Genomic DNA, 14,769 nt, shown 5'->3' with positions numbered 1-14,769 from the left:
GCGGGGTCAAACCTGATTCAGTCAAGCTGAAGGAGCGCCGCGATCAAGCCGGCCGCCGTGAAAGACCGGATCTTCAAAACCGCGCCGACGGTGGGCCTCATCGTGGCCGCCGCGCTGATCGCCGACTATCTGATCAACGTGCTGGTCATGGACAATCCGCAGGCCTTCACGCCCTTCACGACCCTGATCATCGCCACCGTCGTCGCCACGCCCCTGGCCTATTGGCTGACCAGCCAGCGGATGAAGCTGGAGCAGCTGCGTGACGACCTGTCGGCCAGCGTCGAGGCCCAGCGGCGCGCCATCGAGCAGTACCAGGAAGCCGATCGCCTCTACCGCCTGCTGGGCGACAACCTGACCGACCACGTAGCCCTGTGGTCGCCGAAGGGGGAGCGGATCTACAGCTCGCCCAGCATCGAACGCATCACCGGCTATACGCACGAGGAGTTCATGGCTCTGCCGCCGCAGGCCATGGTCAGCGACGCCGACTTCAAGCGCGTGCAGGGCCTGATCCGCGGCCTGATCCCCGGCGGCGCGCCGCTCCACGCCGACTATCAGTCCGCCCGCAAGGACGGGACCGAGATCTGGCTTGAAAGCGCCTATTCCCGCCTGGGCGACGGTTCGGACATCCTGCTGGTCACCTCGCGCGACATCACCGAGCGCAAGCGCCTGGAGATCGACATCGCCAAGGCGCTGGAGCTGGCCGAGGCGGCCTCGGCGGCCAAGTCCGACTTCCTGGCCAACATGACTCACGAGCTGCGCACGCCGCTGACGGCCATCATCGGCTTCGCCGAGGTGCTGCGCCGCTCGCGCAACCTGAACAAGACCGCCGCCCGCCAGGTCGGCCACATCCTGGACGCCAGCAACACCCTGCTCAGCGTCGTCAACGACGTGCTGGACTTCTCGCGGCTGGAGGCCGGCGGGCTGGAGCTGGATCCGGGGCCGTTCGATCCGGCGGCCATGGCCTCGTCCTGCGCCGCCCTGGTCGAGGAGCGCGCCGTCGCCAAGGGGCTGAAGGTTCAAGTCCGGGCGGCCAGCAATGTCGCGCCGATGAACCTGGACGGGCCGCGCCTGTCGCAGGTGCTGCTGAACTTCCTGTCCAACGCCGTGAAGTTCACGGCGCATGGCTCGATCACGGTCGCGCTGACCCAGACAATCGACGGCGATCAGGCCGTGCTGCGCGGCGAGGTGATCGACACCGGCATCGGCATCGCGCCCGAGAACCGCGAGGCGATCTTCGACCGTTTCTCGCAGGCCGACGCGGCCGTCTCGCGTCGGTTTGGCGGCACGGGCCTGGGCCTGGCCATCTCGCGCCGGATCATCGAGCGCATGGACGGCCAGATCGGCGTCGACAGCGTCGAAGGGCAGGGCTCGACCTTCTGGTTCGAGGTGCGCGGCCCCCTGGCCGAGTTGCCCACGCCGGAGGCTGAAGAGGTCTCGCCGCTGGACCCCGAAGCCGGCGTGCGCCTGCTGCTGGTCGAGGACAATGCGGTGAACCGCGAGCTGATCCGCACCATGCTGGAGCCGTTCGGCATCGGCGTGGAGACGGCCAATGACGGCGTCGCCGGCATCGAGGCCATGCGCCAGGGCCACTACGACCTCGTCCTGATGGACGTGCAGATGCCGGTGATGGACGGCCTGACCGCCACCCGTGAGATTCGCGCCATGGAAGGCGCCCGCGGCGCGGCCACCCCGATCGTGGCCATGACCGCCAACGTCCTGCCCGAACAGATCGCCACCTGCCTGGCGGCCGGCATGGACGACCACCTGGGCAAACCGATCAACCCGACCAAGCTGCTGGAGACGGTGGCGCGGTGGTCGGGAAGGGTGCACGCGGCCTAGGCGCGCGCCGCTCGCCAATGCGGATAGGTGACATAGGCGGTCACCGCGCCGTCTTCATGCGAGCGGATGATCACCGCCTCGCCCTTGGGCATGTAGATGATTTCGCCGGGACCGGCGGTGACGACGCCTGACTCGGTCGAGACCGAGATGCGGCCTTCCAGGACGATCATCACGTCGTCGACGGCCAGCGTCTCGCTGAGGCTTTGGTGGGGCCCGTAGCGTCCGTAGCCAACAGTGATCGCCCCGCCATCGCGCTCGTCGACCAGATTGCCGGCGAACACGTCGGCGTCCTGGCCGGGCGAGCGCTCCATCGGCGCGTCGGCGATCGTGAATCCGCGAACCTTCATCATCGTCTCCATCCCTTGCGTTGGGATAGAGACGCGGAGGCCGGAAGGTTCCGCGCTTGCGTTTAGTCCACGCAGATCGCGCCGGTGGACTTGCCGTTGACGACCTTGGCGTAGCAGCCGAACTGGCGGTTGGTCTTCTGGCAGGTTCCGGCGACGGCGCCCGTGGTCTCGATGTTGCCTTCGAGGATGCAGGCGCCCTCGCACTGAGCCTTGTCGGTGCAGACCTTGCCGGCGTCGGCATAGGGGATGACGCAGGTCGGGATCTGGGCCTTGCCGACGGGCTGGACGCTGCCGCCCTTGGCCGAGCACTGGGCAACCAGGTTGTCCGCCGACGGGGCGGCGGGCTGGGCGGTGGGCGCGCAGGCGCTCAGCAGGAGAGCTGCGACGGCGGTCAAGGCGAGGATACGCATGTACTCGTGCTTTCTCTTACGCCTTGGGGGCGTTCATGTAGCCCGGCAGCCAGGCTTCGTGGGCCGAGCGCAGGGCGTCCAGCGAGACGCTAAACAGGTCCTTTGACGCGAACGTGTCACCGCCCGCGACGCCGGCCACATTGGCGTGGACGCCGGCTTCCTTGGCCGCTTCCAGCACCGCTTCCGGATCCGGGGTGGCGATCAGGTAGCGGGCTTGGTCCTCGCCCAGCAGATAGGGGTGAGCATGGGCGGCGCTGGTGGCGTTCAGGGTGACGCCGACCTTGCTGGCCAGGGCGATGTCGGCCGCGGCGATCAGCAGGCCGCCGTCCGACAGGTCGTGGACGCCGGCCAGCAGGCCCGACGAGATCAGGCCACGGACGAAGTCGCCGTTCTTGCGCTCGACGGCCAGGTCGACCGGCGGCGGGGCGCCGTCTTCGCGGCCCAGAATCTCGCGCAGATAGATCGAGGCGCCCAGTTCGCCGTGGGTCTCGCCGATCAGCACCAGCGTGTCACCCTCGGTCACCGCGCCGAAGCCGGTGCGCAGGTCGTAGTCTTCCAGCAGGCCCACGGCGCCGACGGTCGGGGTCGGCGGAATGGCGACGCCGTTGGTCTCGTTGTAGAGGCTGACGTTGCCGCTCACGACCGGGAAGTCCAGCGCACGGCAGGCCTCGGCCATGCCGTCGGTGGCGCGGACGATCTGGCCCATGGTCTCGGGCTTTTCGGGGCTGCCGAAGTTCAGGTTGTCGGTGATGGCGATCGGCAGGGCGCCGGCGGCCGTCAGGTTGCGCCAGGCTTCCGCCACGGCCTGCTTCCCACCCTCGTACGGGTCGGCCTGGACGTAGCGCGGGGTGCAGTCGCTGGTCACGGCGATGGCCTTGCCCGAGCCGTGGATGCGCACGATGCCGGCGTCGCAGCCGGTGGCGCTGTCTTCCAGGGTGTCAGCCATGACGTGGCGGTCGTATTGCTCCCACAGCCAGCGCTTGGAGGCCATGTCGGGGCAGCCGACGATCTTCAGGACCGCTTCATTCCAGTCGATCGGAGCCGGGATCTTGGCCGGGTCGAGGCGGGCGTCCAGCTTGGGCTGCACCCACGGACGGTCATACAGCGGCGCATCGTCGAACAGCGGGGCCAGCGGCACGTCGCAGACCGTCTCGCCGTGATGCTTCAGCACCAGACGGCCGGTGTCGGTGGTGTAGCCGATGACGGCGGCGTCCAGGCCCCACTTCTCGAAGATGGCGTGCCCGTCCTGCTCGCGGCCGGGCTTCAGCACCGCCAGCATGCGCTCCTGGCTTTCCGACAGCATCATCTCGTAGGCCGACATGCCGGTCTCGCGCTGCGGGACCATGTCCATGTTCAGCTCGATGCCGACGCCGCCCTTGCCGGCCATCTCGACCGAAGACGACGTGAGACCGGCCGCGCCCATGTCCTGGATGGCGGCGACCGCGCCGGTGGCCATCAGCTCAAGCGTGGCTTCGATCAGCAGCTTCTCGGCGAAGGGGTCGCCGACCTGGACGGTGGGGCGCTTCTCTTCGGAGTCCGCGGTGAACTCGGTCGAGGACATGGTCGCGCCGTGGATGCCGTCGCGGCCGGTTTTGGAGCCGAAATAGACGACCGCCAGGCCCGGGCCCGGGGCGGCCGAGTAGAAGATGCTGTCGGCCTTGGCCAGGCCTACGCACATGGCGTTGACCAGGATGTTGCCGTTGTAGCCCTTGTGGAAGTTGGTCTCGCCAGCGACCGTGGGCACGCCCACGCAGTTGCCGTAGCCGGCGATGCCGGCGACCACGCCGTCCACCAGGCGCTTGGTCTTGGGGTGCTCCGGATCGCCGAAGCGCAGGGCGTTCAGCAGGGCGATCGGCCGCGCGCCCATCGTGAAGACGTCGCGCATGATGCCGCCCACGCCCGTCGCCGCGCCCTGGTAGGGCTCGATGTAAGAGGGGTGGTTGTGGCTTTCCATCTTGAAGATGATCGCGTCGCCGTCGCCAATGTCGATGACGCCGGCGTTCTCGCCCGGACCGCAGATCACGCGCGGCCCGTCGATCGGGAACTTCTTCAGCTGGTTCTTCGAGGACTTGTACGAGCAGTGCTCGGACCACATCACCGAGAAGACGCCTAGCTCAACCAGGTTGGGCTCTCGGCCCAATCGGGCCAGGACAACGTCATATTCGGCGGGTTTCAGGCCGAACTCGGCGGCCAATTCGGCCATGGGCTTTTGGGGCGTGCTCATGGGCGCGCCTTCTAACCCGGTCGCTCAGATTCCGCTACAGCCGCGTAGGCGCTACATCGCCTTGATGGCGGTCTCCAGGTGCTTGATCCCCAGCGCGATCCACTGGTCGATGACCGCGCCGCCCTTCTCGATGGAGCCCATGCGCAGCGAAACGCCGATCACGATGGCGCCGAACAGGGCCAGCACGACAATGATGGTGTTGAGCAGCGGATTGATACTCGAGCGCTTGCGGCGCTTGGCCCACACGGGGACACCGCTCACATAGGTCTCGGGGAACCGAACTTCGGGGTCGGCCATGGTGGTGTTAACTCTTCGCGTCTGCGAAGGCTCCGCCGATGCCTTCGTGTTTTCCCTTGAAAGTAACGTTGCTCGACCCGAAACGAGGATTCCACCGATCTCGCCCAGACGGTGCGGCTTAACCTTAATTCTCTTGCCTAAGGCGAAGCTTTCTCCCGCGAACGGCGCCATGGTGGGGATATCGTTGCCGGAGATCCTGCATGACCCTCGATCGTCGCGCCTTGCTCGCTCTGGTCGCCGTTCCGCTGATTGGCGCTGGCCGCGATCGCGAGGTGCGGGTGCGCATGGTCAACGAGCAGGGGACGATCGTCCTGGCCCTCTTTCCTGACCGCGCGCCGATCACGGTGGCCAACTTCCTGGCCTATGCGGACAAGGGGCTGATGAGGGGCGGGAGCTTCTATCGGACCGTCTCGCCCAAGAACGACAACAACCCCGCCACCATCAGCGTGATCCAGGGTGGACTGGGTGACGCCGGCGAGCGCTTGCCGCCGATCCCGCTGGAGTCGACCAAACGCACCGGCATCCACCACACCGACGGCGTGATCTCGATGGCCCGTGACACGCCAGGCTCGGCAACCTCGGAGTTCTTCATCTGCCTGGGCGACAACCCGTCGCTGGACTATGGCGGCGCGCGCAACAAGGACGGCCAGGGCTTCGCCGCCTTCGGCAAGGTGGTCGAGGGCATGGACGTGGTCCGCGCTATCCACGCGGCGGCGACGGAAACGCGGGCCGACGACCCCTACATGAAGGGTCAGATGATCGGGAAACCCGTGAAGATTCTTGAGCTTAGCCGGAATTAAGGCGACTCCGCCGTAGGAACATCGCGAGTCGGGACCCGTTCTGTCCTCGTGCGCCGAGAGCGTGCGGAGTGAAACAGGAGTAAGCCCGATGGCTGACAACAATCGCAACCCGCAGCAGCAGCAAAACGACCAGCAGCGTCGAGCGCCCGACCAGCAGCAGCAGCAGCAGGGCCAGCCCAGGCAGAACCCGAACGAGCCGGGCCGCAATCCTGGCGGCCAGGCCAACCCTCAGGACGAGAACGTCAGGCGCGGCGACCGCTGACCTGACTTGAACACCTCTCCGTAGATGGGAAGGGCCGGCGGATGGTCACCGCCGGCCCTTTTCGTATGTGTATGGAGACCCTCCCCCAGCGGGGGAGGCGGCCGAAGGCCGGAGGGGGAAGTGCTTGCCGAGCCGGCCTCTTCCCCCTCCGTCGTCGCTGCGCGCCGACACGTCCCCCGCTGGGGGGAGGATCTGGCTGGCTCCCGCCTACTTGGCGTCGACCACCGGCAGCTCGATGAAGCTGGCCTCGGCGCCCGCATGGAACACCCGCTGCGTCGCTTTCACATAGTCGGCCGGCTTGGCGAAGAAGATGTTCGGCACGAAGGTCTGCGGGTTGCGGTCATACAGCGGGAACCAGCTGGACTGGACCTGCACCATGACCCGGTGGCCCGGCTGGAAGGTGTAGTTCGCGGTCGGCAGAATGAACTGGTATTTCAGCGGCTTGTTGGGCGTCAGGGCCTTGGGCTCGCTGAAGCTCTCGCGATAACGGCCGCGGAAGATGGTCATGCCCACCGGCAGCTCGTAGCCGCCCAACTCGGGTTGGCTGGGGACCTCGTCGGGATAGACGTCGATCAGCTTGACGACCCAGTCGCTGTCGCTGCCGCTGGTTGAGGCCGTCAGGTTCACCTTGGGCACGCCGGCGACCTTCATCGGCTCGGTCAGCGGCTCGCTGACATAGGTCAGGACATCCGGGCGGCCATCGACGCTGCGCTGGTCGGTGACCAGCCACGGCGTCCAGCGGCTGCGGTCGGCGAACTGCATCGGGCGCGGGATGTAGGGGACGGGCTTGGCCGGGTCGGAGACGTACTCGTCATAGGCCGCCACACCCTTGGCCGCCGCCGGGGCCTGGAAGCCCAGGCCGCCATTGGCGCTCAGATACAGGTTCTTGGTCGCCTTGCCCGCGCCGGCGCCTTGAGCGCCGCCCTGCGGCCAGCTGGCATAGCGGTTCCACTTGTTCTGGCCGGGGTCATAGATCAGCACCGGCGGGGTGTCGGCCTTGGGGCCGTCCTTCAGGTACTGGTCGAAGAACGGCTTCATCACGTCGCGACGGAACTGCAGGGCGGTGTCGCCGTCCCACTTGAACGGACCCAGGTTGTAGCCGTCGTAATTGACCTGGCTGTGCCGCCAGGGACCCAGCACCAGGTAGTTCTTGTCGTTGTTCGTGTCCTTGGACTCCAGCGCCGGATACGAATGCACCGCGCCCCAGATGTCTTCCTGGTCCCACAGGCCCTGGATCCACATGGTCGGCACCTTGAGCGGCGTCTTCTCCATGGTCTTGTCGAGGGCCTGCTCGCTCCAGAAGCTGTCATAGGCCGTATGGGCGAACAGCTTCTGGGCCCAGGGCAGCTTGTCCAGGCCGTGGTTCTTGGCGTAGTCGCCGGCCGAACCCTCGCGCAGGAAGTTGGCGTAGTCGTCATAGCCCTGGCGCTGGACGCTATCGCCTGCGCCGCGCACGCTGGTCTGGCCGGCGAAGTAGTCGAAGTTGTTCTGGCGGAAGGCCCCGTGCTGGAACCAGTCGTCGCCCATCCAGCCGTCGACCATCGGGCTCATCGGCGCGGCGACCTTCAGGGCCGGGTGCGGATTGACCAGCGCCATCACGACCGTGAAGCCCTCGTAAGAGCTGCCCAGCATGCCGACCTTGCCGTTGGTCTCGGGCACGTTCTTCACCAGCCAGTCGATGGTGTCGTAGGCGTCGGTGGAATGGTCGACTTCCGAGCTGTTCAGCGGCCCCTTCAGCGGCCGCGTCATCACGTACTCGCCCTCCGAGCCGTACTTGCCGCGGATGTCCTGGAAGACGCGGATGTAGCCGCCGTCGGCCACGAACGGCTCATCGCCCTGCGGCATGGCCGAGACCATGCGCGGGCTGTCGGCGCGGGCGGCGCGCTTGGCGGCGTTGTAGGGCGTGCGGGTCAGCATGATGGGCAGGTTCTTGCCGCCCTTGGGGACCACGATGACGGTGTACAGCTTGGTCCCGTCGCGCATCGGGATCATCACGACGCGCTTTTCGTAGTCGTAATTGATCTTGGTCTGGACGTACTTGCCGTCGATGTCCGGCGTCATCGACGTGACCTGCGCGTGGGCGGCGGTCGAAACGACGGACAGGGCTGCGGCGGCCAACAGGCCAGCGCGCAGGGTAGAAGCGAGATTCATGGATTGGCCCTCCTGAAGTGGAGGCACCTTAGGCCCGAGCTTTTCGAGCTGCTACACTATAACAGCAGTCGTCAGCCCACTTTTTGATCCGCGGGCGGAGATGCTGCTCAGGCGCTCTGGAAGATGCTGCGGAACAGCACCGCGCCGTCTTCCGAGCCGAGATCGGCGTCGAAGGCGCGGTCGGGGTGGGGCATCAGGCCCAGGACGTTGCCGCCCTTGTTGACGATGCCGGCGATGGCGCGAGCCGAGCCGTTGGGGTTTTCCTGATAGCGGAACACCACCTGGCCTTCGCCTTCGATCCGGTCGAGGGTTTCCTCGTCGGCGAAGTAGTTGCCCTCGCCGTTGCCGACGGTCATGACCGCCTGGCGCTGCTCGCCGTAACCAGCGGTGAAGCGGGTCTGGCCGTTGACGATGTCCAGGCCGACGGGCTTGCAGACGTACTTGAGGCCGGCGTTGCGCAGCAGGGCGCCGGGCAGCAGGCCGACTTCGGTCAGGACCTGGAAGCCGTTGCAGATGCCAACGACGGCGACGCCCTTTTCGGCGGCCGAGACGACTTCCTTCATGACCGGGCTCTGGGCCGCCATGGCGCCGCAGCGCAGGTAGTCGCCGTACGAGAAGCCGCCGGGCAGGACGATCAGGTCCAGGTCGTCCGGCAGCGCCGTCTCCTGGTGCCAGACCATTTCGACACGGGCTCCAGCGGAGCGCTCGATGGCGACCTTGCAGTCACGATCGCAGTTCGAACCGGGGAATACGACGACGGCGGCTTTCATGGCGCGGGCCTGTAGCACCGTTCGAACGGGATGTCAGTCCCGGCGCGGACGGAAACTACGCGCTTTCGTCCAGTTCGGGCTCGACCGGCTCGCCGGTCGGAGCCGGGAAGGGGCTCTTGAAGGTGAAGGCCGCCGGAGTCGGGCCGTGAGCCTTGAGCAACGCCAGCTTTTCCAAGGCTTCCTCGACCGTCGGCACGTGACCCACAGGGACCCACCAAAGCGCCATGGCGTGGTCCATGGGTTCGAAGAATTCCTTGCGGCGGCGCATGATCTCGACGTGGCCGCTGCGATAGACGTAGGCGCCCAGAGAGGGGATGTCCTCCCAGACCGACAGGTTCGGAATGAACAGGGGGTCGCCGTTGATCGCGAGATCGGTGGCGTTGTTGCCGTCGCCCTTCAGTCGCCAGACGAAGCCAGGCGAGGATTCGGCGAGAGCATTGATGCGGTCGAGATTGTCGGCGAAGTCCTTGATCATCGGATGGTCGATGGGCGCCCGCAGGCGTCCGACATTGACCTCGGCCAGGTGAAACTTCGCGCTCATCGACGCTCTCCCTTTCGTCAGTGCTCGCCGAACATTGTGTGGCGAAGCTGCGATCGAAAGGGGCGGGGCGGATTAAATCCGCCCCATGTTTGGCCGTTTAGGCGATGTCGATGCGGTAGCTTTCGATGACCGTGTTGGCCAGCAGCTTCTCGCACATGGTCTTGACCTCGGCCTCGGCGGCCTTGGCGTCCGTGGCGTCCAGATCGAACTCGATCACGCGGCCCACGCGGGCCTCCTTGACCGACGGCCAGCCCAGGCCGTGCAGGGCGTTCTCGACAGCCTTGCCCTGGACGTCGAGCACGCCGGGCTTCAGGAACACGTGGACGGTGGCTTTCACTGACAGGTTCTCCCCGCGCGGCCTCTAGGCTTCGCGCTCACTTTGATCGAAGGCTTTAGTGCACGCCGCCTTGGATGACGGTCGGCATTTCCTTCATGATCCCCAGGCGGCGGGCCACCTCGGTATAGCTTTCGATGACATTGCCCAGGTCGCGACGGAAGCGGTCCTTGTCCAGCTTCTCGTTGGTCGTCGAGTCCCACAGGCGGCAGCTGTCGGGGCTGATCTCGTCGGCCAGGATGATCCGCGAGAAGTCGCCTTCGTAGATGCGGCCGAACTCGACCTTGAAGTCCACCAGGGTGATGCCGACGGCGCTGAACAGGCCCGACAGATAGTCGTTCACCCGCAGGGCCATGGCCATCATGTCATCGATCTCCTGGGTCGCGGCCCAGTTGAACGCCGTGATGTGCTCCTCGGAGACCATCGGGTCGCCCAGCTTGTCATCCTTGTAGTAGAATTCGATGATCGAGCGGGGCAGGGGCTGACCCTCGGTCAGGCCCAGGCGCGTGGCGATCGAGCCGGCGGCGATGTTGCGCACCACGACCTCGAGCGGGACGATCTCGACTTCCTTGATCAGCTGTTCGCGCAGGTTCAGGCGCCGAATGAAGTGGTTCTGGACGCCGATCCCGTTCAGGCGAGTCATGATGTACTCGCTGATCCGGTTGTTGATGACGCCCTTGCCTTCCAGGATCGCCTTCTTCTGGGCGTTGAAGGCCGTGGCGTCGTCCTTGAAGTACTGGATCAGGGTGCCGGGCTCGGGCCCCTCGTACAAGATCTTGGCCTTGCCTTCGTAGATCTTCTTGCGACGGGTCGTCATGGCTCTCGTCGAGGCCCTTCTGGAAAGCGTGCGCCCCACCGAAGAAAACGAAAAGCGCGCGCGGCGGATAGCTGCGCACGGCATTCGACTCAAGGCCGCTCACTAAATATCTTATGGAACCTACCCGAATGAGCGCGGCCGCGCAAACAAACCTGGGTGGTTTTGGTCTATGCTAGAGCCGGAAACGTCGCCTGCGGCTTATCCGCCGATTGCGGCGGAGAGCGGCAAAGGATATGCAGCCCGCTTAGACGACTTTGGGGCCTTCATGACCACCTTCGACGAACGCGAACAGGGTTTCGAACGCAAGTTCGCGCACGACCAGGAACTGGAATTCAAGGCGACCGCCCGTCGCAACCGCCTGCTGGGCGAATGGGCGGCCGGCCTGATGGGCCTGGCGACGGTCGATGAATATGCGCGCGCCGTGGTCAAGTCCGACTTCGAACAGCCGGGCGACGAGGACGTGCTGCGCAAGGTCTTCCAAGACCTGTCGGGCTCGGGCGTCGCCGCGTCGGAAGGCGAAGTCCGCATGAAGATGCAGGAACTGCTGGCCGTCGCCCGCGAGCAGCTCAAGGCCGGCGAGTAAGGTCTCGTCCTAAGCCGAACGAACAAGGGCCGCTCGAAAGAGCGGCCCTTTTCTTTGGTCCCTACCAGATGCGCGAGCGCTTTTCCGGCGGCAGGTAGAACTTGTCGCCCGGCTTGACGCCGAAGGCCGAGTACCAGGCGTCGACATTGCGCGTCGGGCCAATGACCCGGAAGTTCGACGGCGAATGCGGATCGGACGCCATCTGCTGCTTCAGAGAATCGTCGCGCGACTTGTCCTGCCAGGCCTGGGCGAAGGCCAGGAAGAAGCGCTGGTCGCCGGTCATGCCGTCGATGGTCGCGGCGGGCTTGCCCTTCAGCGCGGCGTGATAGGCGTCATAGGCCACCTGCAGGCCGGCCAGGTCGGCGATGTTCTCGCCCATGGTCAGGGCCGGGTTGATCTTCATGCCCGGCACCGGCTCGTAGGTCCCGTATTGGCCGCCCAGCACCGCGGCCTGTTCCTCGAAGCGCTTGGCGTCCTCGGCGGTCCACCAGTCGCGCAGCTTGCCGGTGTCGTCGATCTTGCGACCCTGATCATCGAAGCCGTGGCTGATCTCGTGACCGATCACCGCGCCGATCGCGCCATAGTTCACCGCCGCATCCGCCGCCGGGTCGAAATAGGGGGCCTGCAGGATGCCGGCCGGGAACACGATCTTGTTCTCCAGCCCGCCGTTATAGGCGTTCACGGTCTGCGGGTTCATGGCCCACTTGCCGTGATCGACCGGCTGGCCCAGGTCCTTGAGGGTGTAGGCCCACTCGAACTGGCCGCTGCGGCGGACGTTGCCGTACAGGTCGCCCGCGTCGATCTTCAGGCCCGAATAGTCGCGCCACTTATCGGGATAACCGACCATCACCGACATTTTCGAGAGCTTGGTCAGGGCAGCCTGCTTGGTGGCCGGGGCCATCCACGGGGCCTTCTGGATGCGCTCTGCCATCGCCACCTTCAGATTGGCGATCAGCTCCTGCATCTGGGCCTTGGACGAGGGCGGGAAATACTTGGCGACATAGGCCTGGCCGACCAGCTCGCCCAGGCTGCCGTCCACCAGGGTGACGCCGCGCCGCCAGCGGGGACGGATCTGGGACTGGCCGCTCAGCACCTTGATATATTCGAAGCGGCTGTCGACGAAGCGCTTGGACAGGTACGGCGACATTTCCTGCACGCCCTGCACCGCGCGCCAGGCCTTCAGGGTGTCCAACGGCGTGGCGGCGAACAGCTTGGCGATGTCGCGGACGGCGGTCTTCTCGCCCAGCACCAGCTGGTTTCGCCCGGTGATCCCGGCGGCGGCCAGGTAATCCGTCCACGGAACCTCTGGGGCATAGGCCTTCAGCTCGTCCAGGCTGACGGGGTTGTAGACCTTGTCGATGTCGCGGCGCTCGGCGACCGGCCAGCTGACCTTGGCGATGGCGGTCTCGAAGGCCACGACGTCGGCGGCCGACTTGGCCGGGTCGGCATAGCCGGCCATCTTCAGCGCCCGCTCGGCGAAGGCGGTGTAGGCCGCCAGCTGCGGCTTGAAGCCGTCGGTCAGATAGTAGTCGCGGTCGGGCAGGCCCAGTCCCGATTGGCCGATATACAGGGTGTTGAGCTCGGGGTTCTTGGCGTCCGGATAGATGTCCAGCGAGAACAGGTCCGGGCCGAAACCGCCGTGGGCCTGGCCCATCGCCTTGGCCATATCGGCCTTGGACGAGACGGCGGCGACGGCGGCCAGGTCGACCTTCAACGCCGCGTCGTCGACCTGCTCGACCTTGGCTTCGTCGAAGAAGCTCTTGTACAGCCCGCCGATCTGGGTCGAGGCGTCGGCCGTCTCGATCAGGGTGCGCAACTGGTCCTGCGAGCGGTTGAAGACGTCATAGCCGACGCCCGCCGAGGGCTGGTCGGCCGGGATGGTGGTCTTCTTCTCCCAGCCGCCATTGGCGTACTTGTTGAAGTCGTCGCCGGGCTTCACGGCGGTGTCGCGGGCCGTCAGGTCGACGCCCCAGGCGCCGTACATCGGCTTTTCGGCGGCGAAGGCCGAGCTGGAGATCGCCACCGCCGAAACGGCGGCCAGCAGGAAGATGCGCATGTGTTGGATCCCAATGCCCCTCAAAGTGCAGGGATGCTGCCCCAACCGCGGGCCGGGCGCAGATGAATTTCCCGTAATGTGAGACGAAGCCAGTGGTTGAGCGGCTACGACCTAAAAGGGGATTTTCGACCTGACGTTTTAGTGGTCTGATCACTGTCAATGAGTGGTCAGGCAAGCTGACGCGTGGAGGAAACCGATGAACGATCTCGCAAGTCGCCGAGCCGTGTTGATGGCGGCGGGACTGGGCGGCGCGGCTTTGGCCAGCGGAGCCGCCATCGCTCAGGAGGTCGCCGCGCCTGGTCCGGCCCTGACCGCCAAGCACAAGATCAAGTTCGCGGTGATCGGCCTCGACCACTACCACATCATGAGCATGACCGCCGCCGTGAAGCGGGGCGGCGGCGAGTGCGTGTGGGTCTACGCCTACAACAACGACGCCAAGCAGCTGGCCGACTTCAAGAAGCAGCACGGCGATGTCCCCGTGGCCGCCAGCATCGACCAGATCCTCAACGACAAGTCGGTCCAGCTGGTCGCCGCCGCGCCGATCCCCGACCAGCGCACGCCGCTGGGCCTGAAGGTGATGGCCGCCGGCAAGGACTACCTGGCCGACAAGCCCGGCATCATCACCCTGGAGCAACTGGCCCAGGTGCGCGCGGCGGTGAAGAAGACCGGCCGCAAGTACGCGATCATGTACTCCGAACGGCTGGAAGTGCCCTCGGCGATCAAGGCCGGTGAGTTGGTTCACGCCGGCGCGATTGGTAAGGTCGTGCAGACGGTGAACCTGGCCCCGCACCGTATCGGCCAGGGCCGACCGGACTGGTTCTGGGACAAGGCCCGCTACGGCGGCATCCTCACCGATATCGGCTCGCACCAGGCCGACCAGTTCCTGTTCTACACCGGCAGCAAGACCGCCAAGATCGTCGCCAGCCAGACCGGCAACATCGCCAATACCGACCATCCCAAGTTCGAGGACTTCGGCGACCTGACCGCCGTCGGCGACGGCGGCACGGGCTATGTACGGGTCGACTGGTACACGCCCGACGGCCTGGGCGTCTGGGGTGACGGGCGGCTCTTCATCCTCGGCACCGAGGGCTATATCGAGCTGCGCAAATATATCGATCCGACGGGCCGGCCGGGCGCCAACCACCTGCTTATCGTCGACAAGAAGCAGGCCCGCTACATCGACTGCAGCCAGGTCCAGCTGCCGTTCGGCCCTCAGTTCGTCACCGACATCGTCGAGCGCACCTCGGTCGCCCAGGACCAGGAGCAGGCCCTGCTGGCCGCCGAACTGGTGCTGACCGCCCAGAAGAACGCCACCAAGCCTGTGCTGGCCTAAGGGAG

At 66.1% G+C, this 14,769-nt stretch carries 14 protein-coding genes and 1 pseudogene; 5 read left to right on the top strand and 10 right to left on the bottom strand.

The annotated features are described in order from the left end of the window. Nucleotides 1–42 precede the first annotated feature (42 nt). Nucleotides 43–1,839: an ATP-binding protein gene (locus AC1RRR_RS24080; RefSeq protein ID WP_492817145.1), complete on the top strand. Its 1,797-nt coding sequence runs from the start codon at nucleotides 43–45 to the stop codon at nucleotides 1,837–1,839. Here AC1RRR_RS24080 and AC1RRR_RS24075 read toward each other — a convergent pair. The 4 genes and pseudogenes from AC1RRR_RS24075 to AC1RRR_RS24060 form a co-directional block, all read right to left on the bottom strand. Continuing rightward, nucleotides 1,836–2,186 carry an ethanolamine utilization protein gene (locus AC1RRR_RS24075; protein ID WP_492816881.1) on the bottom strand — a complete coding sequence of 117 codons (351 nt, stop codon included), beginning with the start codon at nucleotides 2,184–2,186 and terminating at the stop codon, nucleotides 1,836–1,838. The two genes, AC1RRR_RS24080 and AC1RRR_RS24075, sit on opposite strands and share 4 nt — an antisense overlap. Before the next feature lie 62 nt (nucleotides 2,187–2,248). Next, nucleotides 2,249–2,596 (bottom strand): hypothetical protein, encoded by a 348-nt coding sequence (locus tag AC1RRR_RS24070; protein ID WP_492816879.1) that lies wholly within the window; start codon nucleotides 2,594–2,596, stop codon nucleotides 2,249–2,251. A gap of 16 nt (nucleotides 2,597–2,612) precedes the next feature. After that, nucleotides 2,613–4,820, bottom strand: coding sequence for a phosphoribosylformylglycinamidine synthase subunit PurL (gene purL / locus AC1RRR_RS24065; protein ID WP_492816877.1), 2,208 nt, complete (start codon nucleotides 4,818–4,820; stop codon nucleotides 2,613–2,615). Between the two features lie 93 nt (nucleotides 4,821–4,913). Beyond that, nucleotides 4,914–5,117, bottom strand: a pseudogene (locus AC1RRR_RS24060) (hypothetical protein); the annotation flags it as partial. Between the two features lie 200 nt (nucleotides 5,118–5,317). Between AC1RRR_RS24060 and AC1RRR_RS24055 the strand changes: the two are divergent. After that, nucleotides 5,318–5,917: a peptidylprolyl isomerase gene (locus AC1RRR_RS24055; RefSeq protein ID WP_492816875.1), complete on the top strand. Its 600-nt coding sequence runs from the start codon at nucleotides 5,318–5,320 to the stop codon at nucleotides 5,915–5,917. An 88-nt stretch (nucleotides 5,918–6,005) separates the two neighbouring features. Continuing rightward, nucleotides 6,006–6,179: a hypothetical protein gene (locus AC1RRR_RS24050; RefSeq protein WP_492816873.1), complete on the top strand. Its 174-nt coding sequence runs from the start codon at nucleotides 6,006–6,008 to the stop codon at nucleotides 6,177–6,179. Nucleotides 6,180–6,386: 207 nt separating this feature from the next. Here AC1RRR_RS24050 and AC1RRR_RS24045 read toward each other — a convergent pair whose 3' ends face one another. The 5 genes from AC1RRR_RS24045 to purC all read right to left on the bottom strand — a co-directional run bounded on the left by AC1RRR_RS24045 (nucleotide 6,387) and on the right by purC (nucleotide 10,792). Continuing rightward, entirely contained in the window at nucleotides 6,387–8,330 is a 1,944-nt protein-coding gene (locus AC1RRR_RS24045) for a CocE/NonD family hydrolase (RefSeq protein ID WP_492816871.1), read from the bottom strand. A gap of 107 nt (nucleotides 8,331–8,437) precedes the next feature. Next, nucleotides 8,438–9,100, bottom strand: coding sequence for a phosphoribosylformylglycinamidine synthase subunit PurQ (gene purQ / locus AC1RRR_RS24040; protein WP_492816869.1), 663 nt, complete (start codon nucleotides 9,098–9,100; stop codon nucleotides 8,438–8,440). A 55-nt stretch (nucleotides 9,101–9,155) separates the two neighbouring features. Beyond that, nucleotides 9,156–9,641 carry a DUF3291 domain-containing protein gene (locus AC1RRR_RS24035; RefSeq protein ID WP_492816867.1) on the bottom strand — a complete coding sequence of 162 codons (486 nt, stop codon included), beginning with the start codon at nucleotides 9,639–9,641 and terminating at the stop codon, nucleotides 9,156–9,158. A 97-nt stretch (nucleotides 9,642–9,738) separates the two neighbouring features. Further along, complete coding sequence (gene purS / locus AC1RRR_RS24030; RefSeq protein ID WP_492816865.1) at nucleotides 9,739–9,978, bottom strand: phosphoribosylformylglycinamidine synthase subunit PurS; 240 nt, start codon at nucleotides 9,976–9,978, stop codon at nucleotides 9,739–9,741. 55 nt (nucleotides 9,979–10,033) lie between these two features. After that, nucleotides 10,034–10,792, bottom strand: coding sequence for a phosphoribosylaminoimidazolesuccinocarboxamide synthase (purC, locus tag AC1RRR_RS24025; RefSeq protein WP_454714846.1), 759 nt, complete (start codon nucleotides 10,790–10,792; stop codon nucleotides 10,034–10,036). 265 nt (nucleotides 10,793–11,057) lie between these two features. On the opposite strand from purC, the gene AC1RRR_RS24020 reads away from it, so the two are divergent. Beyond that, nucleotides 11,058–11,375: a DUF1476 domain-containing protein gene (locus AC1RRR_RS24020; RefSeq protein ID WP_492816863.1), complete on the top strand. Its 318-nt coding sequence runs from the start codon at nucleotides 11,058–11,060 to the stop codon at nucleotides 11,373–11,375. Nucleotides 11,376–11,436: 61 nt separating this feature from the next. Here the strand turns inward: AC1RRR_RS24020 and AC1RRR_RS24015 are convergent, their stop codons facing one another. Further along, nucleotides 11,437–13,431 carry a M13 family metallopeptidase gene (locus AC1RRR_RS24015; protein ID WP_492816861.1) on the bottom strand — a complete coding sequence of 665 codons (1,995 nt, stop codon included), beginning with the start codon at nucleotides 13,429–13,431 and terminating at the stop codon, nucleotides 11,437–11,439. 196 nt (nucleotides 13,432–13,627) lie between these two features. Between AC1RRR_RS24015 and AC1RRR_RS24010 the strand changes: the two genes are divergently transcribed. Continuing rightward, nucleotides 13,628–14,764: a Gfo/Idh/MocA family protein gene (locus AC1RRR_RS24010; RefSeq protein ID WP_492816859.1), complete on the top strand. Its 1,137-nt coding sequence runs from the start codon at nucleotides 13,628–13,630 to the stop codon at nucleotides 14,762–14,764. The last annotated feature ends 5 nt before the right edge of the window (nucleotides 14,765–14,769 follow it).

This window comes from Caulobacter sp. GW821-FHT12D05 (assembly GCF_058807295.1).
The sequence above is the reverse complement of the archived record's forward strand: the minus strand, read 5'-3'. Positions and strand labels throughout refer to the sequence as shown.

Coding starts and splice junctions, on each gene's coding strand:
- AC1RRR_RS24075 (WP_492816881.1), bottom strand. CDS start 2,186: ATGAAGGTTCGCGGATTCACGATCGCCGACGCGCCGATGGAGCGCTCG.
- AC1RRR_RS24070 (WP_492816879.1), bottom strand. CDS start 2,596: ATGCGTATCCTCGCCTTGACCGCCGTCGCAGCTCTCCTGCTGAGCGCC.
- purL (WP_492816877.1), bottom strand. CDS start 4,820: ATGAGCACGCCCCAAAAGCCCATGGCCGAATTGGCCGCCGAGTTCGGC.
- AC1RRR_RS24055 (WP_492816875.1), top strand. CDS start 5,318: ATGACCCTCGATCGTCGCGCCTTGCTCGCTCTGGTCGCCGTTCCGCTG.
- AC1RRR_RS24050 (WP_492816873.1), top strand. CDS start 6,006: ATGGCTGACAACAATCGCAACCCGCAGCAGCAGCAAAACGACCAGCAG.
- AC1RRR_RS24045 (WP_492816871.1), bottom strand. CDS start 8,330: ATGAATCTCGCTTCTACCCTGCGCGCTGGCCTGTTGGCCGCCGCAGCC.
- purQ (WP_492816869.1), bottom strand. CDS start 9,100: ATGAAAGCCGCCGTCGTCGTATTCCCCGGTTCGAACTGCGATCGTGAC.
- AC1RRR_RS24035 (WP_492816867.1), bottom strand. CDS start 9,641: ATGAGCGCGAAGTTTCACCTGGCCGAGGTCAATGTCGGACGCCTGCGG.
- purC (WP_454714846.1), bottom strand. CDS start 10,792: ATGACGACCCGTCGCAAGAAGATCTACGAAGGCAAGGCCAAGATCTTG.
- AC1RRR_RS24020 (WP_492816863.1), top strand. CDS start 11,058: ATGACCACCTTCGACGAACGCGAACAGGGTTTCGAACGCAAGTTCGCG.
- AC1RRR_RS24015 (WP_492816861.1), bottom strand. CDS start 13,431: ATGCGCATCTTCCTGCTGGCCGCCGTTTCGGCGGTGGCGATCTCCAGC.
- AC1RRR_RS24010 (WP_492816859.1), top strand. CDS start 13,628: ATGAACGATCTCGCAAGTCGCCGAGCCGTGTTGATGGCGGCGGGACTG.